General features: G+C 59.1%; 22 protein-coding genes. 11 read left to right on the top strand and 11 right to left on the bottom strand.

The features are described 5' to 3' along the window. Positions 1 to 127 precede the first annotated feature (127 nt). Positions 128 to 1,111, top strand: coding sequence for a flavin reductase family protein (locus KO536_RS15420; protein WP_219262322.1), 984 nt, complete (start codon positions 128 to 130; stop codon positions 1,109 to 1,111). Between the two features lie 347 nt (positions 1,112 to 1,458). After that, entirely contained in the window at positions 1,459 to 2,061 is a 603-nt protein-coding gene (locus KO536_RS15425) for a TetR/AcrR family transcriptional regulator (RefSeq protein WP_219262323.1), read from the top strand. Positions 2,062 to 2,168: 107 nt separating this feature from the next. Here KO536_RS15425 and KO536_RS15430 read toward each other — a convergent pair whose 3' ends face one another. Beyond that, on the bottom strand, positions 2,169 to 3,104 hold the full coding sequence (locus tag KO536_RS15430; RefSeq protein WP_219262324.1) for a helix-turn-helix domain-containing protein: 936 nt from the start codon (positions 3,102 to 3,104) through the stop codon (positions 2,169 to 2,171). Between the two features lie 558 nt (positions 3,105 to 3,662). Here KO536_RS15430 and KO536_RS15435 point away from each other — a divergent pair. The 8 genes from KO536_RS15435 to KO536_RS15470 all read left to right on the top strand — a co-directional run bounded on the left by KO536_RS15435 (position 3,663) and on the right by KO536_RS15470 (position 12,189). Beyond that, complete coding sequence (locus KO536_RS15435) at positions 3,663 to 4,730, top strand: phenylacetaldoxime dehydratase family protein (protein WP_219262325.1); 1,068 nt, start codon at positions 3,663 to 3,665, stop codon at positions 4,728 to 4,730. Further along, on the top strand, positions 4,727 to 5,596 hold the full coding sequence (locus tag KO536_RS15440) for a transporter (RefSeq protein WP_219262326.1): 870 nt from the start codon (positions 4,727 to 4,729) through the stop codon (positions 5,594 to 5,596). The genes KO536_RS15435 and KO536_RS15440 overlap by 4 nt, the downstream gene beginning before the upstream one ends. 116 nt (positions 5,597 to 5,712) lie before the next feature. Continuing rightward, on the top strand, positions 5,713 to 7,227 hold the full coding sequence (locus KO536_RS15445) for an amidase (protein WP_219262327.1): 1,515 nt from the start codon (positions 5,713 to 5,715) through the stop codon (positions 7,225 to 7,227). Between the two features lie 79 nt (positions 7,228 to 7,306). Then, a complete protein-coding gene (gene nthA, locus KO536_RS15450) occupies positions 7,307 to 7,909 on the top strand; it encodes a nitrile hydratase subunit alpha (RefSeq protein ID WP_219262328.1) in 603 nt (200 codons plus the stop codon). Between the two features lie 41 nt (positions 7,910 to 7,950). Further along, positions 7,951 to 8,613: a nitrile hydratase subunit beta gene (gene nthB / locus KO536_RS15455; RefSeq protein WP_219262329.1), complete on the top strand. Its 663-nt coding sequence runs from the start codon at positions 7,951 to 7,953 to the stop codon at positions 8,611 to 8,613. After that, positions 8,610 to 9,869: a GTP-binding protein gene (locus KO536_RS15460; RefSeq protein ID WP_219262330.1), complete on the top strand. Its 1,260-nt coding sequence runs from the start codon at positions 8,610 to 8,612 to the stop codon at positions 9,867 to 9,869. Before nthB ends, KO536_RS15460 begins: the two co-directional genes overlap by 4 nt. Before the next feature lie 92 nt (positions 9,870 to 9,961). Beyond that, positions 9,962 to 11,602 carry an AMP-binding protein gene (locus tag KO536_RS15465; protein WP_219262331.1) on the top strand — a complete coding sequence of 547 codons (1,641 nt, stop codon included), beginning with the start codon at positions 9,962 to 9,964 and terminating at the stop codon, positions 11,600 to 11,602. Further along, positions 11,599 to 12,189 (top strand): TetR/AcrR family transcriptional regulator, encoded by a 591-nt coding sequence (locus tag KO536_RS15470; protein ID WP_219262332.1) that lies wholly within the window; start codon positions 11,599 to 11,601, stop codon positions 12,187 to 12,189. The genes KO536_RS15465 and KO536_RS15470 overlap by 4 nt, the downstream gene beginning before the upstream one ends. A gap of 149 nt (positions 12,190 to 12,338) precedes the next feature. Here the strand turns inward: KO536_RS15470 and KO536_RS15475 are convergent, their stop codons facing one another. Further along, positions 12,339 to 12,518: a CsbD family protein gene (locus tag KO536_RS15475; protein ID WP_219262333.1), complete on the bottom strand. Its 180-nt coding sequence runs from the start codon at positions 12,516 to 12,518 to the stop codon at positions 12,339 to 12,341. 363 nt (positions 12,519 to 12,881) lie between these two features. Here KO536_RS15475 and KO536_RS15480 point away from each other — a divergent pair, with 363 nt between their 5' ends. After that, positions 12,882 to 13,502, top strand: coding sequence for a LysE family translocator (locus KO536_RS15480; RefSeq protein ID WP_219262334.1), 621 nt, complete (start codon positions 12,882 to 12,884; stop codon positions 13,500 to 13,502). A 31-nt stretch (positions 13,503 to 13,533) separates the two neighbouring features. On the opposite strand, the gene KO536_RS15485 is transcribed toward KO536_RS15480, so the two are convergent. The 9 genes from KO536_RS15485 to KO536_RS15525 all read right to left on the bottom strand — a co-directional run bounded on the left by KO536_RS15485 (position 13,534) and on the right by KO536_RS15525 (position 22,802). Further along, positions 13,534 to 14,415: a LysR family transcriptional regulator gene (locus tag KO536_RS15485; protein ID WP_219262335.1), complete on the bottom strand. Its 882-nt coding sequence runs from the start codon at positions 14,413 to 14,415 to the stop codon at positions 13,534 to 13,536. A 228-nt stretch (positions 14,416 to 14,643) separates the two neighbouring features. Continuing rightward, positions 14,644 to 15,231: a peroxidase-related enzyme gene (locus KO536_RS15490; protein WP_219262336.1), complete on the bottom strand. Its 588-nt coding sequence runs from the start codon at positions 15,229 to 15,231 to the stop codon at positions 14,644 to 14,646. Continuing rightward, a complete protein-coding gene (locus KO536_RS15495) occupies positions 15,228 to 15,752 on the bottom strand; it encodes a CMD domain-containing protein (protein ID WP_219262337.1) in 525 nt (174 codons plus the stop codon). The genes KO536_RS15490 and KO536_RS15495 overlap by 4 nt, the downstream gene beginning before the upstream one ends. Before the next feature lie 68 nt (positions 15,753 to 15,820). Further along, entirely contained in the window at positions 15,821 to 17,386 is a 1,566-nt protein-coding gene (locus KO536_RS15500; protein ID WP_219262338.1) for an ABC transporter substrate-binding protein, read from the bottom strand. Between the two features lie 54 nt (positions 17,387 to 17,440). After that, positions 17,441 to 18,454 (bottom strand): ABC transporter ATP-binding protein, encoded by a 1,014-nt coding sequence (locus KO536_RS15505; RefSeq protein WP_133076801.1) that lies wholly within the window; start codon positions 18,452 to 18,454, stop codon positions 17,441 to 17,443. Beyond that, positions 18,444 to 19,457 carry an ABC transporter ATP-binding protein gene (locus KO536_RS15510; protein WP_219262339.1) on the bottom strand — a complete coding sequence of 338 codons (1,014 nt, stop codon included), beginning with the start codon at positions 19,455 to 19,457 and terminating at the stop codon, positions 18,444 to 18,446. The genes KO536_RS15505 and KO536_RS15510 overlap by 11 nt, the downstream gene beginning before the upstream one ends. Next, positions 19,454 to 20,374 (bottom strand): ABC transporter permease, encoded by a 921-nt coding sequence (locus KO536_RS15515; protein ID WP_219262340.1) that lies wholly within the window; start codon positions 20,372 to 20,374, stop codon positions 19,454 to 19,456. Before KO536_RS15515 ends, KO536_RS15510 begins: the two co-directional genes overlap by 4 nt. Next, positions 20,371 to 21,345 (bottom strand): ABC transporter permease, encoded by a 975-nt coding sequence (locus KO536_RS15520; protein ID WP_219262341.1) that lies wholly within the window; start codon positions 21,343 to 21,345, stop codon positions 20,371 to 20,373. Before KO536_RS15520 ends, KO536_RS15515 begins: the two co-directional genes overlap by 4 nt. After that, a complete protein-coding gene (locus tag KO536_RS15525; RefSeq protein WP_219262342.1) occupies positions 21,342 to 22,802 on the bottom strand; it encodes an FAD-dependent oxidoreductase in 1,461 nt (486 codons plus the stop codon). The genes KO536_RS15520 and KO536_RS15525 overlap by 4 nt, the downstream gene beginning before the upstream one ends. Positions 22,803 to 23,285 lie beyond the last annotated feature (483 nt).

The following is a 23,285-nucleotide window of genomic DNA, read 5'->3' on the forward strand; positions in this document are numbered from 1 at the left end:
CCCCCCTCGCGACGCCTCGTCCGATCGGACGATTACCGGGCAAATCTGTTAGTCCGTTGAGACGATGTTGTACCCCGTGTTGCGACCAATACTGGCCCTACGAAAATCCCACCCCATGAGGCCAGTCATGGCAATGCATAACGTCAGTTTCGATCCCCAGGCTTTTCGTGCCGCACTCGGCACCTTTACCACCGGGGTCACCATCATCACCACCCAGACCGAAGACGGCTCACCCGTCGGTATCACGGCCAACAGTTTCAACTCGGTCTCGCTCAATCCGCCGCTGGTACTCTGGAGCCTGTCCAAACAAGCCCGCAGCTTGCCGGTCTTTACCAGCGGTAAACACTGGAACGTCCATGTGTTGTCCACCGAACAGGAAACACTGTCGGGACGTTTCGCCACCCAGGGCGAGGACAAGTTTTCTGAAATCAAGCTGGATAATGGCGTCAGCGAGGCGCCGCTGTTGCAAGACTGCACGGCGCGTTTTCAATGCCGTACCGCATTCCAGTATGAAGGCGGCGACCACGTGATTTTTGTCGGCGAAGTCCTCGCCTTCGATCACAGCGACCGCGCGCCGCTGGCGTTCCAGAGTGGTCAATATGCACTGGCGACCCGCAAACCACGCAGCGAATTGCGTCTGGCTACCACGCCGCCGCCCCCTGAGTGCAGTTACACAGAGGACCTGCTCGGTTACCTGTTGGGGCGCGGACACTACCAGGTCCTCAATTCGTTACGGCAGATGCTGAGTAATAAGCACCTGGACGAGCAGGCATTTTTTATCCTGTCGATTTTGTGTATTCGCGACAACCTGAACCTTGAGGAAATCAATACCTTCGTAAGCTACACCGGCCATGAAGTCACGCTGGCCAGCATGCGTTTTCTCGAAAACCAGCGCCTGGTGGCGATCGAGGGCTCGGCAGAGTCCCTGCGTTTTGTCCTCACTGCCCAAGGCCGCGAGGTTTCGTTGCACCAACTGGCGCTGGCCAAGGCGGTGGAAGAGGACCTCGCGGTAAAGCTCGGCACCGCCGATGCACAAGCCTTGAAGGTATTGCTCAAACGACTGATTGTCGTGAGTGACCCCGGTTTGCCGGATCTCTGGGCACCGCGATAAACGTGGTCTCGGGCATGCTGCCCCCAGCCAGGCTCGGTTGGCGGAGCTACGGTTTGCTGTTGCTGGTACGCAAGGTGAGCCATGCCTCCAGAGCGGCCTGTCGTCCGACCGCGACCGTCTCGTAACCTCAAGAGGTGCCCTACCCGTCCAACTGGCCCTGTATAGGGAGGGACGCCTGGAAAAGCCCCGAGCCTTATACCGCCGCCCAATACGCACAAGGGAGCCATCACTACCCGTTCCAAGCAGGCTGACCAAACAGAGCGAAGCCGTCGCAAGAACAATCCAGGCGGTGAGACAGAGCACAAGCGCATAGCAGACTCAAATTATTCTCGTATTGGAATACACCCGTGAACCAAGCACATACGCGTCAGCCAATGCCCAATACGCGAGAAAGACTGCTCTGTACCGCGCTGGATCTCTTCAGTACCCACGGTTACCAATCGACTAGCCTGCGCGATCTCGCAGCACAACTTGGCGTCCAGCCAGGCTCCATCTACAACCACATTGAGAACAAACAAAGTCTGCTGTTCGAGCTGATGGAAGAAGCAATGGATGACCTGCTTGACCGTACCAGGCTCGGCTTGAAACGTATAAACACCAACCAGTCCAGGCTAAGACTGTTCGTCCAGGCATTCCTGACCTTCCAATCGAGCGATCCGAAGAAGCTCGCGCTGATTGATCGAGAAATAATCAATCTTTCCAGCGCACAACGCGAGCGCATTACCATGCTTCGCCAGGAGTACGCTCAATGCCTTATTTCTGTCATTAACACCGAAGTGGATGGGGCGAACCTTCCAACAAGCAGGATGTTGATGCTGGCTCGCGTGATCATCGGAATGCTTCAAAGCTTTGCCCTTTATTGCCAGGACGACTTTAAAGACTCCCCCTTGGAGGTCGTTGAGGAACTCACCCACATAATCATCGGTGCAATTGTGGCGGCCAAACGCTGAGATGCAGCCTGCTTTCCCGAGTAGAACAAAGCTGGCCGTATCCGCATCCATGCGCCTGCGAAAAGGGTACCGACGGTATCCAGCGAACCAGAGTAAAACCTGCTATTTCAATCGCGGCGTAACAGCGTATTCGGCGCCACACCAAACGCCTTGCGAAACGCATGACTGAAATGGGAGAAGTCAGAAAACCCGAAGTCCAGCGCTGCCTCGGACACGCTGCGAACCTGGCCGCGTTCAATCGCTTCACGACTGGCATTCAAGCGCTCTTTCCAAATCTCTGCCACGGGGGTTTTCTGGTACCGCGCGAAGGCGCGCGTGACGGTGCGGGTGGACACATTGTGGGCTTGAGCGATGACTTCAATCGACAGGTCCGGCTCAGTCAGGTGCCGTTGGATGTACTGCATGATGCGGCCGTAGAGGTCCAGCTCTTGGTGTGTAGTCTTCAGGTCCTGGAGTTCCAGACTGATCACCAGCAGGTCGAGCAATGCTCCTGAATAACGACTGGAAATGCCCTCATCCTGCAACGACGCAGGCTTGCATGCCGCCTGACGCAACATTTCACGCAACGGGATCACCCCTGGCCGCCGGTCGTCGAGGACCATCGCGGTGTACTCCGCAATACGCGGCAGACGTTCGGTCAGCAAAGCTCGCGGAATACGGACCAGGTGGTTTTCGGTACCACCGAAGCTGAATCGAAACGCTTGAGTTGCGTCATAAAGAAACAAGTTGCCAGCAGCCAGGCTGGCTTTTCTTCCGCCCTGCTCAATTTGGCCATGGCCATTTCGAGCGAAACCCAACCATAAATCTTCGGCCGGACCACTACGTAGATGACGCTCCGAGCGCTCCCAGTAATGCAGTGGCGATGACAGTGAACAGATGTCCAGACCGCCTAATGCATTGATCGCGAGCGCGCCATCGAAACTGCTCTGGGACAGGGGTTTGCTATCGGCCGCCAGGCAATGGCGGCACACCACTTCTTTCCAGTAATCAAAGCGACGGGGTGCAGCAACGGCAAGGGTCGAATACTGAGTGCTTGAATTCATGGCACTGACCTCGGTACAGCGTTGCAGTAAGAGCTGAAAAAGGTGTAACCGGCTTGCCAGCATAGCAATTAACAGGCCAAGCACATTGACGGTCGCCCTCACGCACTCAACGTCACCATTCTCATCCGGTTGCCTGCGCCCAAGCATGGCTGTCAGCGCTCTCATCGTCCCACTTAAGAGGCACAGAACCCCGGGCTTTCGACACTGGCGCACCCTCACTGATCAGGGGTGGGGGGTCCCTTGCGACGTTGTCTTTTCCAGCCAAACGGTTGTCTCGGCTAACCAAGCGGCTCCTCGCCGTCACGCCTAATTTCCACCTCACAGCAGCTCACACCCCCTGCTGATGAGGCACGCCATGCATCGACACTGCTCACAACAATTGGCTGATTTTTCCTGGCTCCTGCAAAGGCGCGACCTCGTGCCTGAAGAGTCGGATTTTTGGTTGATCGAATGGGGGGCCATGAAGCTGCTGCACCGACGACAGATCGCCAAGCGCGGCCAGTCGTCAAGCACTGATGCCCACCCGCAGGCCTGAACAAAAATAACAAGGAGCTCAAGATGGAATCTGCAATCGACACACATCTCAAATGCCCACGCACCCTGTCTCGCCGCGTGCCCGAAGAGTACCAACCGCCCTTTGCGATGTGGGTTGCACGCGCCGACGAGCAGTTGGAACAAGTGGTGATGGCCTACCTCGGCGTGCAGTATCGAGGCGAGGCGCAGCGCGAAGCGGCACTCCTGGCCATGCGTCTCATCGTCACCAGTTTCAGCCTGGCCGACGGCCCGCAGACCCACGATATGACCCACCACACCGACAGCAGCGGCTTTGATAACTTGATTGTGGTTGGCTACTGGAAAGACCCGGCTGCCTACTGTCGCTGGTTGCGCTGCGCGCCGGTGAACGACAGGTGGACGTCACAGGACAGGCTCAACGACGGCCTTGGCTATTTTCGTGAAATCAGCGCACCGCGCGCCGAGCAGTTCGAGACGCTGTACGCCTTTCAGGAGAACCTGCCAGGTGTCGGTGCGGTGATGGATGCGACCAGTGGCGAGATCGAAGAGCACGGTTACTGGGGCTCGATGCGCGACCGCTTCCCCATCTCGCAAACAGACTGGATGAAGCCTGCGAATGAGCTGCAAGTGATCGCCGGTGATCCCGCCAAAGGCGGACGGGTCGTGGTGCTGGGGCATGACAACCTCACGTTGATTCGCTCCGGCCAGGACTGGGCGGACGCCGAGGCGGACGAGCGCTCTCTGTACCTCGACGAGATCCTGCCGACGTTGCAGGACGGCATGGACTTCCTGCGTGACAACGGCCAAGCGTTGGGCTGCTACAGCAACCGGTTCGTACGCAATATCGACATGGACGGCAATTTTCTCGACGTCAGCTACAACATCGGCCACTGGCGCTCGGTGGAGAAACTCGAACGCTGGGCCGAATCCCATCCGACCCACCTGCGTATTTTCGTGACGTTTTTCCGTGTGGCCGCAGGCTTGAAGAAGTTGCGGCTGTACCACGAAGTGTCGGTATCGGACGCAAAAAGCCAGATCTTCGAGTACATCAACTGCCATCCGCACACCGGAATGCTACGCGATGCGGTTCTCGCGCAAGGAGAGCGACCATGAAGCTGAGTCGATTCGTACTTGTGCTGGGGATGTTGCCGTTTGCAAAAAGCCAGGCCATTGAAGTATCGCCAGGGGATTTCGAACCGCTGCCCGCAGGGGCCGATGCAGTGCTGTTTTACTACCAGCACGCCGACAGGTCCGATCTTTATCAGAATGGCCATCGAGCCTCCGACAACGCCAAGCTCAGCTCCGACGTGGGCATCTTGCGTTATATCCATGCCATAGGCCTTTCCGAGAATCTCTCCTGGGAACCGCAGATATTGCTGCCGTTCGGCTATATGAACGCCTCGGGCGATGTCGGCGCACTGGGCGACACCCATGGTGTGGGTGACCCGATCATCACCGCCCCGCTCAAGTGGACATTACCTACCGCAAACAAAGATGTGTTTGCCCTCGCCCCTTACCTGTACATCCCCGTCGGCAGCTACAACAAAAATGATGCCTTGAACCTGGGCGAGAACCGCTGGCGGGCGACGCTACAAGCGGCCTATATCCACCACTTCTCAGCGCAATGGGCGTTGGACACCGTCGCGGACGTGTCCTGGGTCTCGGCCAATAACGACTTCGGCGCCACCCGCGCGAAACTCGAAGAAAACACGCGCTACGAGTACCAGGCGGCCGTGCGCTACAACTGGACGCCAAGCACCACATTCGCACTCGGAGGGGGTTACGTCAGCGGAGCCGCGACCACCATCGACGGCGTTGACCAGCACGATGGTATCTCGACGTCCTACGCCCGCTTCACGGTCACTCACTTCATCGACTCAACCCTGCAGATCCAGGCTCAGCTCGGCAAGGACATCGAGGTTGAGCAAGGTTTCAAGGAAGGCGCACGCCTGAATCTGCGCGTGTTGAAAGTGTTCTGAAACCGATGTCTTTCTCAACCAAGTGAGTGTCCTGCTCAACCATGCGAACACGGCGATAGAGGCCTAATTTGGTCGCCATTGCTACCCGGACTGAATTGATTAAAGACAGGAAAATCATGGCCATTATTCGTCCCACGCTTGATCAGCTCTTAGCCATCGCGGCCCAATTGAACATGCAACTGACCCCCGAGCAGGCGGCGTCCTATCTGGACCTGATGCAACCGAGTTTCGATGCATACGACCTGGTCGACGAGCTGTGTGATTTCGTTCCGCTCATACGTTACGACCGCAGTGCGGGCTATCGTCCCTCTGACAAGGAAAATCAGCTTAACGCCTGGTACTACCGCACGGAAGTCAATGGTGCCCGTGAGGGCCTGCTGGCCGGCAAAACCGTCGCGCTCAAAGACAACGTTTCCCTGGCCGGCGTGCCCATGATGAACGGCGCCGCACCACTGGAAGGCTTTGTACCGGGTTTCGATGCCACCGTGGTCACTCGTTTGCTCGATGCCGGCGCAACCATCCTCGGCAAAGCCACCTGCGAGCACTACTGCTTGTCAGGCGGCAGCCACACCTCTGATCCAGCCCCGGTGCACAACCCCCATCGCCACGGTTATGCCGCTGGCGGCTCCTCGTCGGGCAGTGCCGCACTGGTAGCCGCCGGAGAGGTGGACATCGCCGTGGGCGGTGATCAGGGCGGGTCCATACGCATCCCGTCGGCCTTCTGCGGGACCTACGGCATGAAGCCGACCCATGGTTTGGTGCCCTACACCGGCATCATGGCGATTGAAGCAACGATCGATCATGTCGGCCCCATCACCGCCAACGTGCGCGACAACGCACTGATGCTACAGGCCATGGCCGGCTCGGATGGACTCGACCCACGCCAGGCGGCGCCTCAGGTCGATGACTATTGCAGCTACCTGGCGCGAGGTGTGAGCGGACTCACCATCGGTGTGCTGCAGGAAGGATTTGAGCTGGCCAACCAGGATCCCCGCGTGGCGGATAAGGTGCGCGAGGCCCTCGCCCGCCTCGAGGCGCTGGGTGCCCATGTCGAGCCGGTATCCATTCCCGAACACAATCTGGCGGGATCGTTGTGGCACCCCATCGGCTGCGAAGGCTTGACCATGCAGATGATGCATGGCAACGGGGCGGGCTTTAACTGGAAAGGCCTGTACGACGTCGGCCTGCTGGACAAACAAGCAGGCTGGCGCGAGCAGGCCGACCAATTATCCGCGTCGCTCAAGCTGTGCATGTTCGTCGGCCAGTACGGCCTGAACCACTACAACGGGCGTTACTACGCCAAGGCACAAAACCTCGCCCGCTTTGCCCGACAAGGCTATGACAAGGCGCTGCAGACCTATGACCTGCTGGTGATGCCGACCACGCCCATCACGGCCCAACCCCATCCGCCGGCGGACTGCTCGATCTCGGAATACGTGGTGCGGGCGCTGGAAATGATCGGCAACACCGCACCTCAGGACATCACGGGGCACCCGGCCATGTCGATCCCGTGCGGGCTGGTGGACGGCCTGCCCGTCGGGCTGATGCTGGTTGCCAGGCACTATGGCGAAGGCACGATTTATCAGGCGGCGGCGGCATTTGAAGCCTCGGTGGACTGGCGCACGCTCTGAACTTTTACCTAAAAAACCATAAGAACGACCGGCACGCTTCAATCGCACCACAACCGAGTTGACTGACAGGAGATACCCAATGAGTCCATCCATTTCCACGCCTGAATGCACTTCAACGCCCGGTGAACGGGCCCGGGCATTGTTTCAAGTCCTCAAGAGCAAGGAGCTCATACCGCAGGGTTACGTCGAGCAGCTCACGCAGTTGATGGAGCACGGCTGGAGTCCGGAAAACGGTGCCCGCGTGGTCGCCAGGGCCTGGGTCGATCCGCAGTTCCGGGCGCTGTTAATCAAGGACGGCACCGCCGCGTGTGCACAGTTCGGCTATACCGGCCCGCAGGGCGAATACATCGTCGCCCTGGAAGATACGCCCGAGTTGAAGAACGTCATTGTCTGCAGCCTGTGCTCCTGCACGAACTGGCCTGTGCTCGGCCTGCCACCCGAGTGGTACAAGGGCTTTGAGTTTCGTGCCCGCCTGGTCCGGGAGGGACGCACCGTATTGCGCGAACTGGGAACGGAGCTGCCGAGCGACGTGGTGGTCAAGGTGTGGGATACCAGCGCCGAAAGCCGCTATCTGGTGTTGCCAGTCAGGCCTGAAGGCTCCGGGCACATGAGTGAGGAGCAGCTTCAGACACTCGTGACCAAAGACGTGCTGATCGGCGTCGCCCTGCCCCGCGTTGACTGAGAAAAACAGCGCATCATCGTTCAATTCCCGGAGTTTCAATTATGGATGGCTTTCACGATCTCGGCGGTTTCCAAGGCTTTGGCAAAGTCCCTCACACCATCAATAGCCTGAGCTACAAACAGGTGTTCAAGCAGGACTGGGAGCACCTGGCCTACAGCTTGATGTTTATCGGTGCCGATCACTTGAAAAAGTTCAGCGTGGACGAAGTGCGTCACGCCGTCGAACGCCTGGATGTTCGCCAACATGTCGGCACCCAGTACTACGAACGCTATGTCATTGCGACCGCCACCCTGCTGGTCGAAACAGGTGTCATCACCCAGGCAGAACTCGACCAGGCGCTGGGTTCCCACTTCAAGCTGGCGAACCCGGCGCATGCTGAAGGTCGCCCGGCAATCACCGGTCGAGCCCCCTTTGAGGTCGGCGACCGGGTGGTCGTGCGGGACGAGTATGTGGCCGGGCATATCCGCATGCCGGCCTACGTGCGCGGCAAGCAAGGTGTGGTGTTGCATCGCACATCACAAGAATGGCCATTCCCGGACGCGATTGGCCATGGCGATACGAGCGCGGCGCATCAGCCGACCTACCACGTCGAGTTCCGCACGAAAGATCTGTGGGGCGACGCAGCAGACGAGGGTTTCGTGGTGGTCGACCTGTTCGAAAGCTACCTGAACCTCGCCGAGGGCAGTCGAGCGGTGAACCCATGATGGACGGCGCCCAGGCGGGCCGACTGCCGGTGACCGTGCTTTCCGGCTTCCTCGGCGCCGGCAAGACCACCCTGCTCAACCATATACTGCGCAATCGCGAAGGGCTGAGAGTGGCGATCATCGTCAATGATATGAGCGAGGTCAACATCGATGCCGCAGAGGTGCAGCGCGATGTGTCGCTGCACCGTGGCCGCGATGAGTTGATCGAGATGAGCAATGGCTGCATCTGCTGCACGTTGCGCGCCGATTTGCTCGATCAGATCAGCAAGCTGGCACGTCAGCAACGCTTCGACTACCTGCTCATCGAGTCCACGGGGATCTCGGAGCCGATGCCGGTCGCGGAGACGTTCGCCTTCCTTGACGCAGAGGGCTTCAGCCTGAGCGAACTGGCGCGGCTCGATACTCTGGTAACGGTGGTCGATGGCAGCCGTTTTCAGGCGTTGCTGGAGTCACCGGACACCCTGGCCCGCGACGACGCACAGCAGGACGCCCCCAAACGCCATCTGGCTGATCTTCTGATTGAACAGGTGGAGTACGCCAACGTCATTCTCGTCAACAAACTGGACCTGGTCGACGAGCCGGGTTACCAGGCAGTGCATGGGATCCTTGCCGGCCTTAACCCGACCGCGCGGATCATGCCGATGACCCAGGGTAACGTCGGGTTATCCAGCATTCTCGGTACCCACCTGTTTGATTTACCCAGTCTGGCAGCTTCGCCAGGCTGGATGAGGAAGTTGGCGTCTGAAGACGCACCGGCCTCCGAATCCGACACCTATGGCGTGACGTCTTGGGTGTACCGCGAGCGTGCCCCTTTTCACCCCCAGCGCTTGCTCGACTTTCTCAACCGTCCCTGGAGCAACGGACGCCTGTTACGTAGCAAAGGTTACTTCTGGCTGGCCAGCCGACACCTGGAAACCGGCTTGCTGGTGCAAAGCGGCAAACAGTTTCAGTGGGACTTTCTGGGGCATTGGTGGAACTTCATCGAGCAGTCTCAATGGCCGCGGGATGAGTATCGGTTGCAAAGCATCATGACCAAGTGGGACAGCATGGTCGGCGACTGTCGGCAGGAGCTGGTTTTTATCGGCCAGGGCCTCGATACCCAGGCGTTGCAACGCGAACTCGACCGCTGCCTGCTCAGCGCCCGGGAAATCGCCGAAGGCCCGTCGGCATGGCAATCCCTGTCGGGGGCGAAAGCCTTTGACACCCGTGCTTTGTCGGCCAGCCCGACGCAAGTCTTGTTGGCTGACTCCATTTGACCGAGGTAGAGGTGTTCCAGCCAGTCACACCAGAGCACCGGTGCGATGGGCGCGGGTACAGCACATATTCCAACAATAACACCAGGTATGTTATGCGCGATTACGACTCAGCAGTGACCTCCTTCGATTATTTACAACTCGCCGCCCAGGACTTGCACGGCGAGATGAATGCCTTGAACGCCTGCATCGAATGCTGCGACCGGCACGCCCACGGTAATGCCGTGGCGTTGTATTGCGAAACGCAGGACGGTCGCGCCACGCACTACACCTTCAGCGAACTGCAGGCACACGCTGCGCGCTTTGGCAATTTTCTGCGGGAGCAAGGGGTCCGGCCGGGAGACCGTGTCGCGGGCCTGATGCCACGCACGGTTGAACTGTTGATTGCCATTCTGGGCACCTGGCGCATCGGGGCGGTCTACCAGCCGCTCTTTACCGCATTCGGTCCCAAGGCGATCGAGCAGCGATTGGGTTGCTCGAAGGCACGCTGGATCGTGACCGACGCCCTCAATCGTCCCAAGCTGGACGACGTCACCGACTGCCCACACATTATCGTGACCGACCGCGCCCTGCAGCACCCTGGCGATTACGATTTCTGGAGCGCACTGGATCGCCAACAAGCAGATTGCGCGCCTGAACTGCTGGACGCCAGCGCACCCTTCCTGCTGATGTGCACCTCAGGAACCACTGGGCCGGCCAAACCGTTGGAGGTGCCTTTAAGCGCCATCCTGGCCTTCAAGGGCTATATGCGTGACGCGATCGACCTGCGCGAGGACGACCATTTCTGGAACCTCGCCGACCCGGGCTGGGCGTATGGCCTGTATTACGCAGTGACCGGGCCTCTGGGGTGTGGTCACGCCACCCTCTTCTATGAAGGCCCGTTCAGTGTAGAAAGCACCCGCCGAATCATTGCCAAGTATGGGATCAGTAATCTGGCCGGTTCGCCGACGGCGTATCGGCTGCTGATCGCTGCGCAGGCCGAGTTCGCCGACGCGGTGCGCGGCCACCTGCGGGTCGTAAGCAGCGCCGGTGAGCCGCTCAACCCGCAAGTCATTCGCTGGTTTACGCAACAGCTCGGCGTGGTCATCCACGACCATTACGGCCAGACCGAAATCGGCATGGTGCTGTGCAATCACCACGGGTTACAGCACCCGATTCGTGAAGGCTCTGCCGGTTATGCGGTTCCGGGGTACCGGATTGTCGTGCTGGATACAGCGCATCAGGAATTGCCAGCAGGCCATCCCGGCGTGCTCGCGGTGGATCGCGAGCGCTCGCCCCTATGCTGGTTCAGGGGGTACTCCGGCATGCCCACCAAGGCTTTTGTCGGCCGTTACTATTTGAGTGGTGATGTTGTAGAGCTTAATGAAGACGGCAGTATCAGCTTCGTCGGCCGCAACGACGACGTGATTACCACGTCCGGCTATCGCGTCGGGCCTTTCGATGTGGAAAGTGCGCTCATCGAACACCCCGCGGTGGTCGAAGCCGCCGTGATCGGTAAACCCGACCCGCAGCGCACCGAGCTGATCAAGGCGTTTGTCGTGCTGAACACTCAGTATCCGCAAAGTGCTGAACTGGCTGAAGTCCTGCGTCTGCACGTCCGACTGCGCCTGGCTGCACATGCGTACCCACGTGAAATCGAGTTCGTCGAACAACTGCCCAAGACGCCCAGTGGCAAGTTGCAGCGGTTCATTCTGCGCAACCAGGAAATTGCCAGACAACAAGCACTCGACACATGACCCAGGGACGGACAGTTCCTGTGCTGAGCCGATCGGAGTTTCAGCGCAGGGCCCTTGAGTTGTTCAAGGAGCGTAGCTTCGGCCAGGTCAGCATGCGTGAACTGGCGGCGCACCTTGGAATTAGCCCGGGAGCGATTTATCACCACGTAGAGAGCAAGGAGGCAATGCTGTTTGAATGGCTGATGGAGCTGTATCAGGCGTTGCTGTCGCACGTTGACCTGATCAAAACGCGAAGATTGACGCCTGCGCAACGCGTGACAAAACTGATCGAAGGCCATCTTCAATTGCATGAACACATGACCGGGCACTTCAAGTTAGCGGTCATGGACTCTAATTGCCTGGGCGCCCCGATGCAGGCAAGCGTTGAGCAACTGAGGCGCGCCTATGAGTCAGAATTCATGAAATTGGTCGGCCAACTAGGCCATCAGCCTGGCGGGCCGTTGCGCGCGAGTGCGCTCACCGCCATTCTACCCATGCTGAATAGCCTGCCTGCGTGGTTAAGCCCGATGATTGATGACTCTCATCGCAGAATCATTACGAAGACCATCGCCGATGCGGTATTACAAGCAATTAACTCCCTGCCTTGAGTACCCGTACCAAGATCTGAAATCCATCCGAATTCATCTTGATCTCTGTCAGGAATCACCACTCGTGATCGTTCGCAAACCTGATTCAACTGGGGGCACGTCTGTCATTAAAAAAACGGCGTGCCCCCAAAAGTGAACGTTGCCCAAAGCTACTTCTTGCCTACGGCGTCTTTGACCTTGCCAACCACTTGCTGGGCTTCACCTTTCTTTTCCTGGATCTTCCCTTCGACCTGCAGTTTTTCACTTCCTGTAGCCTTGCCCACACCTTGCTTCACATTACCGATTGCTTCGTTGGCCAGGCCTTTGATTTTGTCTGAAGTGCCACTCATGGAGTTTCTCCCGGTTAGAAATAGGTGTCCTGTCTGGACATAAAAATTGACTGGCGGTCGTGGGTGGGAGTTCCACTTTTATGAAGACCGCCCGTCAGTGGCGCAAGGCAATCAAGCGGTGCGCAAACAGCCGTGCACCAGGGCGTTTCAACCCACAGCCTCTATGCCTTGATTCGATGTCGTAGAACCCGACAGTGTGGGTAGACGTTCTCGGCAATGGTTTCAAACCAGTTCGCCACATCCAGAATGCCGGGGCTTACCCCATTTATGAAAGACCGTTTTGCACGCTTGGCGATAACGTTCCAAGTGAGCGCAAATTAGACTTGAGAGAGTGCAGTCCATGCCGTGTTCGAGGATTAGAGCGTGCAAGAAATTTTAAGCATCAACTGGCTGCTTTGGCTGTCGACCATGGCCCCGCTGACCCTGAGTGCAGGTCCTGGCAACTTGATGGTTGCAACCTCCGGTGCACAGAGCGGTGTACGGCGTTCAGTCCGGTTTATCGCAGGCCTGGACATCACGTATTTCCTGTTGGCGATGCTGGTCGGGCTAGGCCTTTACCACACGCTGATGAACAACCCGAGGCTGGTCTGGGTACTGCAGGTGCTGGGCAGCCTTTATATTCTGTGGCTTGGGGTGCGGCTGCTGGGTCGCCCGCTGAAGGCACCCGGCGACAACCCCATACACTTGCAGTTTCGAGATGGCATCGTCGTGCAGTTGGGCAATGTTCAAGGAATCGTGATGTTGCTGGTGATGTTTTCCACCTTCACGCCTTCTGGTGAGACAAGCAGCAGCGTCGTGTTGATCTTGAGCGCGGCCCTGATTTCGCTGAATTTCTGCTCGCACGTCATCTGGGTATCGATGGGATCGACCGTGCAGAAACTGATCCAGGCGCGGCCCAGGCTGCTGGTGTTCCAGAACGTGGTGTTTGGGCTGATGCTGATCGCGGTAGCGTTCTGGATTTTCCTGCGCACGGTGTCGTTTTAAGCCGTCTCCATGACCCCGCGACCAGAGGTTGCTAGTGCATGGCGGCCGTTTTGCTGTGCAATAGCTCAATCAGATAATCCACCACTTGATCGACGCGGCCTATGCCTTGCGTAGCCTGATTGCGCAGAAGCCAGATTTCGGAGCTGTGCAGGGGGCGATCGGCCAGGACCTGGCGCAGGCCTGACTGGTGTGCAACATAGGTCGGCAGCACGGCAATGCCAAGACCCGCTTCCACAGCCTTGAGCTGGGCAGTGAGGTTGGGCGCGCGCATCCAGAGCGTCTGGTCGCGGCTCACCTCCTTGAGCCATTGCGCGAGCGGCATATAGGCCATGTCCTCAGTCCAGCCAATCAAGTGATGGTGTTTCAAGTCTTCAGGCGTTTCGGGCAGCCTGTTGGCAGCGGCATAACCTTCAGAACAAAAAAGACCCTGCATCAGGGTCCCGACCCGGCGCATGGTGAAGTTGCCGTTTTCTGGTCTGCGCAATCGGACAATGATGTCGCTGTGGCTTTGCGTGAGTTTTGAAGACACCGCCGTGTTGACGAAGTCGAAGCTGATACCGGGGTATTGATCCCGAAAATCCGCCAGCCCGGGAATGATCAGGTGCGTGCCCATCAGCTCCGGGCAATCGATACGCACCTGCCCAGCCATTCGATTGCCAGGCTGCGACATCTGTCGCTCAATGAGCTTGAAACGCTCCTGCGTCTCTAGCGCCAGTGGAAGCAGTGCCCTGCCAGCTTGCGTCAGGAAGTAGCCGTTGGTCTTTTTCAAGAACAACACGGTACTGAGCGAATCTTCAAGTGCGGCGATCTTGCGCGACACCGTCGATGCCGAAACATTGAGCGAGTGTGCAGCCTCGGTCACGTTGTTCGACTTGGCGACGAAGATAAAGACTTTCAGATCATCCCAATTCACGCTGACGAAGTACTCAACAATGGAAAATCGATCCCAACATGTTTCTGTGCGGAAGAATGTGAGGTCACGTTAATTTTTTGTAAACCCGCCTGTCATTAAGAGCAACGCTCCCACAGAGGCATAAATCGCTTATGTGAACAACATTGCTGTCATTAAACGGGATTTTTTATGGCTTTGCCAGGCTGCCCTTGAAGAGTCAGCCCATGGGTTTGTGGCAATGCTCAAGCACTAAGGCGCGCTAAACACCGGCTCACCCAGGTTCAACATCAGTCGATTGGCCCATGCGAAAATCGAGATCGCGTGGATCAGGTCCAACACCTGTGCGTCGTCCAGCCCTTGGTCGCGAAGCGTTTGGATGTGACCGGCGCTGAGCGACGATGGCTCCAGGGTCAGGTCAATGGCGAATTGCACAATCGCCTTTTCCCTGTCTGTCGTACCCGCCGTTGCAGGGTCGGCAAACACCTCGCTGATCACGTCGTTGCGCTTGGCCAGTTGCTCGAACCGCTGGGCATGTACCGAGGCGCAGTACACGCATCGATTGACCCGCGACACGACGGTGCTCGCCAGTTCACGTTCGGCACGGGACAAACCGCCCGGTGCATACATGATGGCGTTGAATGCCTGGGAACGCTGGCGAAGGATCTCGGGGTGATGGGCCAGTGTCAGGTAGTAGTCCGATGTCAGAGCCTGGGGATGGCTCTCTTGCAGCACGGCCACTTGCTCGTCCGTGGCGCTGCTCAAGTCGACAGTGGGCAGCCAGGCTTTCCAGCCCAGTGCTTCGTTGGTGAATCCGTGGCTGCGAATAAGGTCGCTCATCTGGCGGCTCCCGCTGACAGTAACGCGTCGAGCCCGGCGGCCAGACGTACCTGGTAGGACATGAAGGCGATCAGTTGCGCCAGCACAACGATTTCGGCAGTGCCCAAGCCTTCCTGTTGAAGCGCTTGCAAGGCCGCCTGATCACCGTGCACCGGAGACTCGATCAAGGTTTGGGTGAAGCGCAAAATCCCCCGCAGGCGCGCATCGCCGAGTGCTTCAATAGCCCCCGAATCGATGGCCGCCTGCACAGTGTTATCCCCGCCCAGCACGTGCAACTGCTCAAGGTAGTGTGCGGTCAACGTCCCGTGGGGTGTCAGGCGCGCGGCGTAGTAAGCCACCCACAGGCGCTCGGTCAGTGACAGGTTGTTTTCAAGTGCCGGATCAAAAAACACATCGTGGCTGCCCTGTGTCGCCGAGGCGACCTTGCCCCGGGCATGGCGTACGGCGTGCAGATGACTTCCGGGCTGGATGTGCAGCAGGCTGTCGAGCAAATCTGCAGCGGGTTCAACGGTTGAGGTCATGAGACGTCCTTCAAGGCTATGGGGCGAGCGTTGCGCACAGAGCCCTTGAGGCTCTGGCGCAAAACGGTTCAAGGTTGTTCGGTCACCATGGTCGCCGCCGTGCGGTCGCTGACCAGCGGCTCGACTTTCAAGCCTTTGCGGGCCGCCCAGATGTTCTGGTAGTGGAACAGCGGGATGATGCCGACGTCGTCACTGACCACCTGGACCGAGTCCTGAAGGATCTTGCGGCGCTTGCCTTCATCAAACTCGGCGGTCGAATCCAGCAGCGCCTTGTCCACCCGCGCATTGCTGTAGTGACCCCAGTTGGAGGCGCCCTGCCCTTTGTTGCTGTCTACCGTGGTCAGGATGTTGGTCAGTGCATACGCCGCTTCGCCCGTACCGTTACCCCAGGCAATCACACTGATCGCCAGTTCATTCTTGTTGGCTTTACCGGCATACACGGCCCACGGCAATACTTCGAGCTGGACCTTGACCCCGATCCGCGACCAGAACTGTGCCACCGCCTGCATCGTTTCCGGTGCCTGCGGATAGCGATCACCCGGAACATGGACGGTTAATTGAAAGCCTTGAGGGAAGCCTGCCTGCGCCAACAGTTCCTTGGCCTGTGCGGGGTCGTATGGAATGTTTTTCACGTCCGGGTTGTAGCCGAAGGTGTTGGCGGGCATCCATTGGTTGGCCTCGGTGACGGTGCCCTGCATGATCCGGTCATTGATGGCCTGGCGGTTGATAGCCAGTGACAGCGCCTTGCGCACCCGCACATCACGCAGCGGGTTTTCAGCCAGCGGCTGGCCTGCGTTGTCACGAATGAACGGGTTGGGGCCTTCGCGAAAGCTGGGCTGGATGATCAGCGCACGCAAGCCCGGATAGGCATAGACACTGACGCTCGGTGTTTTGCGCAGGCGCTCGACATCCGTCGGCGAAACCTTGTCAATCACATCCACGTCACCAGCAAGCAATGCTGCCGTGCGGTTGGCAGCGTTGGCGATAAAGCGGTAATCGACCTTGTCCCAGGTCGGTCTGGCGCCCCAGTACGCGTCGTTGCGCTCGAAAATCGTCCGGTCACCCGGCACGTAGGAGACGAAGCGGTAAGGCCCCACACCCACCATCGCCTTGCCCGAGTTGTAATCGGCGCTGCTTGCAGTGGCGCCAGCGTGACGGCTGACGATATAGATCGAGTCCACGTCCGGCAGCAGATTCGCGTTCGGCGTGCGGGTCGTGATGATCAACGTGTGAGCGTCTTTGGCCGTGACCGATGCCACCGTGCGTGTCGCCCCGGCATACGACGCCACGCTGCCTGGAACACTGCGGGCGCGCTCGAACGAGAACACGAAATCATCGGCGGTCAGAGGCGTACCGTCCTGCCATTTCACATCGTCGCGCAAGACGAATTCCCAGGTGGTGTCATCAATGACTTTCCAGCTCTTGGCCAAACCCGGCAGGGTTTTGTCGTCGCGGCGACTGACCAGCGACTCGAAGGCATGCAGCGCCACCGACCGGTCCCCGGCGTAATTATTCAATTGCGGATCGAGGGACGACACAGGGTCGGCGTAACCGATATGCAGGGACTGGGCACCAGCAGTACCGGCCGCCAGGATAAGCGCCGAGGCTAACAATGAACGAACAAGTGGCTTCATGGGTATTTCCTTGCACGCAATGGCAATGAGCATGACGAGCGTCTTGGCGCTCGTTCAAAAGTGGTCGTTGAGGTGACACGCGCTCAGGTGGTTCGGCGAAACCTCCCTGAGTGCTGGAGCTTCGCTGAAGCAGCGCGCGGTGGCGTGCGGGCAGCGAGGATGGAAATGACACCCGGCGGGCGGGTTCAGCGGGCTGGGGATTTCCCCTTTGATCGCGTCATAACGGGTACTGCGGACATCAAAACGGGGAATCTGCGCCAACAGGGCCTGGGTGTAGGGATGGTTGGCGCGGGCAAACAGGTCATCCACCGAAGCGCTCTCGACCACACGCCCCAGGTACATCACTACGACGCGGTCGCACAAGTGCTCGACGACGCCCAGGTCGTGGCTGATGAACAGATAGGTCAGGCCCAGCTCGTCGCGCAGGTCCATGAACAGATTGAGAATCTGTGCCTGGATCGACACATCCAGCGCCGCCACTGACTCGTCGCACACCAGCAGTTGCGGCTGTACCGCCAGTGCTCGGGCAATGCCGATACGCTGGCGCTGGCCGCCACTGAACTGATGGGGATAGCGCTGGCGCAGTTGCGGGCTGAGCCCGGCCCGTTGCAGTTGCGCACTGACGTAATCGTCGAAACCCTGCTTGTCGGTCAAGCCGTGCAGCAACGCGCCCTCGCCGACGATCCGGTCCACCCGCAGACGCGGATTGAGGCTCGACGACGGGTCCTGAAAGATCATCTGCACTTTCATGCGAACGGCCTGGCGCTCATCGGCCGTCAGGTTGTCCAGGGATTTCCCGTCCACCAACGCGGTACCTGATGACACCGGCAGCAACCCCGCCACCATGCGCCCCAGGGTTGATTTGCCACAGCCGGATTCACCCACCAGGCCCACCACTTCCGAACGGTTGATGCGCAGGTCAACGCGATCGACCGCATGGGTGACGGGTCTGGGGCGAGTCAGGTGCAAACGTTGCAACAGGTGTTGAACTGAATGCTCGGCCACGGGCGTACCAAATGTCTTGCTGACCTGCTTGAGTTCTATCAGGGGGACGTGATCACTGCGCATGGCCAGCTCCAGGGTGAAAGCAACGAACGGTCTGGCCCGGTACGATCTCGCGAGGTTCCGGTTCCTGTGCACAGGCCGCGGACGCCCGCGTACAGCGCTCGGCGAAGGCACATCCAGTCGGCATCGAGAACAGGTCCGGCGCCATGCCGGGAATCTGCCGCAGCCGCTGGCCACGCTTGTTACGGCGGGGCAGACTGTCGATCAATCCCTGGGTGTAAGGGTGTTGTGGACGATCAAGCACGTCGGCGACCGGTCCCTGTTCGACGATACGACCGGCGTACATCACGGCCACGTCATCGGCCAGCCCGGCCACCACCGACAGGTCATGGGTGATCCAGATCAGCGACGTGCCCTGCTCGCGCACCAGCTTTTGCATTTCACTGAGGATCTGTGCCTGGATGGTCACGTCCAGCGCCGTGGTCGGCTCATCCGCGATGATCAGGTCAGGCGAATGCAGCAGCGCGATGGCGATCGCCACCCGCTGGCGCATGCCACCGGACAACTGGTGGGGATAAGCCCGCAGGCGTTCTTCAGGGCTGGCGATGCCCATCAGCGCCAGCGTGCGGCTGGCGTGCTCCCGAGCTTCGCGCTTGCTCAGTGGGCGATGGGCACGCACCGCTTCGATCATTTGCGTGTCGACCCGCAGCACCGGATTGAGGGTCATCATCGGGTCCTGGAAAATCATCGCGATCCGGTTGCCTTGCAACGCGCGCAGTTCGGACACCGAGAGTTGTGTGAGGTCACGGCCCTTGAACAACACCTGTCCGCCACTGATGCGGCCAGGCTCATCCACCAGCCCGAGAATGGAAAAACCGGTCACTGACTTGCCGGATCCCGACTCACCCACCAGCCCCAGAATTCGACCTGGCTGCACGTGCAACGACAAGTCGCGCACCGCTGGAAGCACCCCGGCCCGGGTATAAAACGAGGTGCAGAGACCACGCACATCCAGGGTTGGCTGTTCCAATGCCAGCGACGACAACGACATTTCAGGCAGGCTCATCGCTGCAACCTCGGGTTCAGGACATCACGCAGCCGGTCGCCGACCAGATTGATGGCGACGATGGTGATCAACAGCGCCAACCCCGGAAACAGGCTGATCCAGTATTCGTTGCTGAGCATGTACTGGAAGCCGTTGGCGATCAGCAAGCCCAGGGAAGGCTCCGTTACAGGCACACCCAGGCCCAGAAACGATAACGTCGCTTCCAGGGTGATCGCCCGGGCGATCTGCAATGCGCCGATGACAATCAGCGGCGGCAGGCAATTGGGCAGGATATGCCCGGTGACGATGCGCCACGGACCAATACCCTGGCCCCGCGCGGCGTCGACGTATTCGCGACGACTTTCGGTCAACGCCTGGCCGCGTGCGGTGCGGGCGTAATAGGCCCACTCCAGCAGGATTAACGTGAGCATCACATTGCCGACCCCCTTGCCCAGCCACGCAAGGATCATCAGCGCCATGAGAATCACCGGGAACGACAGCAACAGGTCCACCAGGCGCATCAGCAACACGTCTACCCAGCCCCCAACATACGCCGACACCAGGCCCAGCAGCGTGCCGATAAACGCCGCGATCAACGCCGACCCGATACCGACCCATAAACTGATGCGCAGGCCATACATGATTGCCGAGACCAGGTCGCGACCTTGACCATCGGTGCCAAGCCAATAGGTGTAGCCACTGTCCATGTTGGTGCTTCCCGGTGCCAGGCGCGCATCCAGCACGTTGAGCTGCATCAGGTCGTAGGGATTTTGCACCACGATCCACGGGGCTAGAATCGCCACCAGGACGATCGCCACCAACACCACAAGCCCCGCGACTGCCGTTGGCGAATTCATGTACTCGACGGCCACTCGACGCCAGGGCGACTGGGCCTGCAATGGCATGCGGTTAGGTAACGCTTTTTCAACGGCACTCATCGGGAGGCCTCGATCCGCACGCGAGGGTCAAGCAGGTAATACAAACCGTCGACAATCAGGTTGAGCACGACAAAGATCACCACGACCACCATCAGATAGGCCACCACCACCGGACGATCCAGGGCGTTGATGCTGTCCAGAATCAGTTTCCCTGCGCCGGGCCAGGAGAAGATGCTTTCGGTGACCACGGCGAAGGCAATGGTCGATCCCAATTCCATGGCCAGCACCGTCACCAGGGGAATCATGGTGTTGCGCATGACGTGCATGAACATCACCCGCATTGGCGAAAGGCCCTTCGCCCGGGCAAACTTGACGAACTCTTGTGGCAGCACTTCCCGAACGCCGGCACGGGTCAGGCGCAACACCAGGGAGATCTTGAACAACGCCAGGTTCAGGGCGGGCAGTATCAGGTGCTGCAGGCCGTCCAGGGTCAACCACGACCACTGCACCCCCAGCCACTCGCGGGTGTCGCCACGGCCACTGGCGGGCAGCCATCCCAGCTTGATTGAGAACAGCATGATCATCATCAACGCCACCCAGAAAGCCGGGAGCGAAAACCCGATGATGCTGCAGGCCATCATCAACCGCGACAACGGATGATCCGGATAGGTACCGGCAAAAATCCCCAGGGGCACGCCAATCACAACAGCCAGGAACAGCGCACTGAAGGCCAGTTCGAGGGTGGCTGGCAGCCGTTGCAAAATCAGGCGCATGGCGTCTTCATGATAGACAAAACTCTGCCCGAGGTTGCCGTGGACTGCGCCCTTGAGAAAGATCAGGTATTGCTCCCACAGCGGCTTGTCCAGCCCCAGGTGTGCGATGGCTTGCACCCGTTCGGCCTGATTGAGGTCTTCCCCCACCAGGATGTCCATGGGATTGCCAATGGCATTCAGGCCGATAAACACCACGAGGGTCATCAACAGAATCACCAGCAGCGACTGAGTCACTCGTCTCAGCGCCCAGCCGATCATCGCCGCAACTCTTCAGCGGTGGGCTGGCTGGCCACCCACTCATCGCCAAACAGTTCGGGGTCGGCAAACCGCTGCATGGTGTCGAAATGCAGTGAGATGTCTGCGTTGAACAGTTGGCCGACCAAGGCCTGGGCCAAACGTTTTGAGCCTTCACTGATGGCCGGGATATCCCCGGAAACTGCGCCGTAGTTGAGGGCTGCGGGATAGCTGAAGCAATGGATATGGTTCAGCCCCGGGCAACTGCCGGGTATTTTTTCCTGGAATTCGAAACGGCTGCCCAAATCCGGCAGCTCGGACAATTCGGCATCCCGCTCACTGGCCGGGGCCTCGAAGCGGTCCCGCCAGGTGCGAATGTGCGAAGAGAACGGCGCAAATTCCGGGCGCTGTTCAAAGTCGGTGCGAAAACCGGTGGCGAATACCACAAAATCGGCTTCGATCCGGGCATCAGGCGTGTTCAACCACAGGCCGCCCCGAGGATTTTTCTCCACCGAGACGACGGGACTGTTCAGCAGGAACCGCGCCCTTCCCGAGCTGGAAACCCTGATCGTACTGGCGCGGGGCGGAGGTACTTGCTGAGTATTGAGGTAGTTGCGAATACGCCATTTCCAGGCATCCGGCAGACGCCAATAGCCATGAACCATGCCCGGATGACTGGCGCCCTTGCCTTTGTTGATACGCGGCAGTTCGGCACGCCGGATCAGCAGGTCAACCCCTGTGGCGCCCGCTTCCAGCGCGGTTGCTGCACTGTCCATCGCAGAGGCCCCGCCCCCGATGACTGCCACACGCTTGCCTTCGAACCAGTCGTCCTGCAAACCATCCGCTGAATGCGCCCACAGATGATCCGGTAGCTGGTGGGCGAGTTCAGGCACCCAAGGGCCGCCCAGGCCGTCACGTCCGGTGGCCAGCACGACATGCCGCGCCAACAGATGCAGGGTTTGTACGGGGGTTTCGATGGCCAGCTCAACCAGTGCATCTGCTCTTGGCGCAACCCGGGTGACCCGGTGTTCGTTGCGCACATCCAGCGCCAGCACTTTGCGATACCAGCGCAGGTAGTCGGCCCATTGCAGTCGCGGAATTTTGTCCAGCCCGGCCCAGCCCTCTGCGCCGAATTGCGCTTCGAACCAGGCACGGAAGGTCAGCGCGGGCAAGCCGAGCGCGGGTCCGGTCAGGTGCTTGGGAGAGCGCAAGGTCTGCATACGGGCGGTGGTTGCCCACGGCCCTTCAAAACCTGCCACGGACTGATCGAAAATCACTGCATCAACACCGAGATGCCTCAACTCGGCAGCAAGGGCCAGGCCCGCCATACCGCCGCCGATGATCGCCACATCGAGCACCGGGGCACCTTCGTTGAGGCGTGGTTTGACCCACTGACTGGCGGGAAGATCGAGCCAGGCCAGATCCTGGCGCAAGCGTGCTTCGAGGGCCGCAAGGCCTGACAGTGAATTTTCTTCGGACATTGATCGCTACTCGATGACGATCGAGAGCACATCACTCGACCCTTGATCCAAACACTTGAAATCCTCAACAGCAGAACAATTTGAATTCTTGATGTCGTTGAATGCTTAAAGTGAATACTAAAAGGGACTGTTTATTCTCGCAACGCGCAAAAAAACATATTGATATTCTTATTTGGAATTAAAAAGGAACGGAATGTGGTTTCCCATCTGCGTAGACACCAGGCTCTTATCCTTCGTCGAGCCACGCGCACAGCCGATTAGCATGGTTTGTCTCTTGGAAGACTTTTATCGTCAGCGTCCTGGAGAACGATGGGCAACTGCGTCAGCTGCGTACGCTTGTCTTCAAGGAACTCGACTTTATCCAGCCCCTCTATGAAGCTACAGATTCGCCACTAACTCCGTGTTGTAGTCGCTGACGAGTGGAACGAGGCTGCGATCGAGCGCGAAGCGGTCGCAAGACCGGAACACGCGGTTTGCCTGATT

Origin of the sequence: Pseudomonas sp. NKUCC02_KPG, assembly GCF_019345465.1 — a bacterium.
GTDB lineage: Bacteria > Pseudomonadota > Gammaproteobacteria > Pseudomonadales > Pseudomonadaceae > Aquipseudomonas.

What these genes read in the sequence shown, in the direction of transcription:
- KO536_RS15495 (WP_219262337.1), bottom strand. Translation starts at nt 15,752, where the DNA reads ATGACCTCAACCGTTGAACCCGCTGCAGATTTGCTCGACAGCCTGCTG.
- KO536_RS15445 (WP_219262327.1), top strand. Translation starts at nt 5,713, where the DNA reads ATGGCCATTATTCGTCCCACGCTTGATCAGCTCTTAGCCATCGCGGCC.
- KO536_RS15505 (WP_133076801.1), bottom strand. Translation starts at nt 18,454, where the DNA reads ATGCGCAGTGATCACGTCCCCCTGATAGAACTCAAGCAGGTCAGCAAG.
- KO536_RS15460 (WP_219262330.1), top strand. Translation starts at nt 8,610, where the DNA reads ATGATGGACGGCGCCCAGGCGGGCCGACTGCCGGTGACCGTGCTTTCC.
- KO536_RS15525 (WP_219262342.1), bottom strand. Translation starts at nt 22,802, where the DNA reads ATGTCCGAAGAAAATTCACTGTCAGGCCTTGCGGCCCTCGAAGCACGC.
- KO536_RS15470 (WP_219262332.1), top strand. Translation starts at nt 11,599, where the DNA reads ATGACCCAGGGACGGACAGTTCCTGTGCTGAGCCGATCGGAGTTTCAG.
- KO536_RS15490 (WP_219262336.1), bottom strand. Translation starts at nt 15,231, where the DNA reads ATGAGCGACCTTATTCGCAGCCACGGATTCACCAACGAAGCACTGGGC.
- nthB (WP_219262329.1), top strand. Translation starts at nt 7,951, where the DNA reads ATGGATGGCTTTCACGATCTCGGCGGTTTCCAAGGCTTTGGCAAAGTC.
- KO536_RS15430 (WP_219262324.1), bottom strand. Translation starts at nt 3,104, where the DNA reads ATGAATTCAAGCACTCAGTATTCGACCCTTGCCGTTGCTGCACCCCGT.
- KO536_RS15515 (WP_219262340.1), bottom strand. Translation starts at nt 20,374, where the DNA reads ATGAGTGCCGTTGAAAAAGCGTTACCTAACCGCATGCCATTGCAGGCC.
- KO536_RS15520 (WP_219262341.1), bottom strand. Translation starts at nt 21,345, where the DNA reads ATGATCGGCTGGGCGCTGAGACGAGTGACTCAGTCGCTGCTGGTGATT.
- KO536_RS15465 (WP_219262331.1), top strand. Translation starts at nt 9,962, where the DNA reads ATGCGCGATTACGACTCAGCAGTGACCTCCTTCGATTATTTACAACTC.
- KO536_RS15475 (WP_219262333.1), bottom strand. Translation starts at nt 12,518, where the DNA reads ATGAGTGGCACTTCAGACAAAATCAAAGGCCTGGCCAACGAAGCAATC.
- KO536_RS15510 (WP_219262339.1), bottom strand. Translation starts at nt 19,457, where the DNA reads ATGAGCCTGCCTGAAATGTCGTTGTCGTCGCTGGCATTGGAACAGCCA.
- KO536_RS15440 (WP_219262326.1), top strand. Translation starts at nt 4,727, where the DNA reads ATGAAGCTGAGTCGATTCGTACTTGTGCTGGGGATGTTGCCGTTTGCA.
- KO536_RS15420 (WP_219262322.1), top strand. Translation starts at nt 128, where the DNA reads ATGGCAATGCATAACGTCAGTTTCGATCCCCAGGCTTTTCGTGCCGCA.
- KO536_RS15500 (WP_219262338.1), bottom strand. Translation starts at nt 17,386, where the DNA reads ATGAAGCCACTTGTTCGTTCATTGTTAGCCTCGGCGCTTATCCTGGCG.
- nthA (WP_219262328.1), top strand. Translation starts at nt 7,307, where the DNA reads ATGAGTCCATCCATTTCCACGCCTGAATGCACTTCAACGCCCGGTGAA.
- KO536_RS15435 (WP_219262325.1), top strand. Translation starts at nt 3,663, where the DNA reads ATGGAATCTGCAATCGACACACATCTCAAATGCCCACGCACCCTGTCT.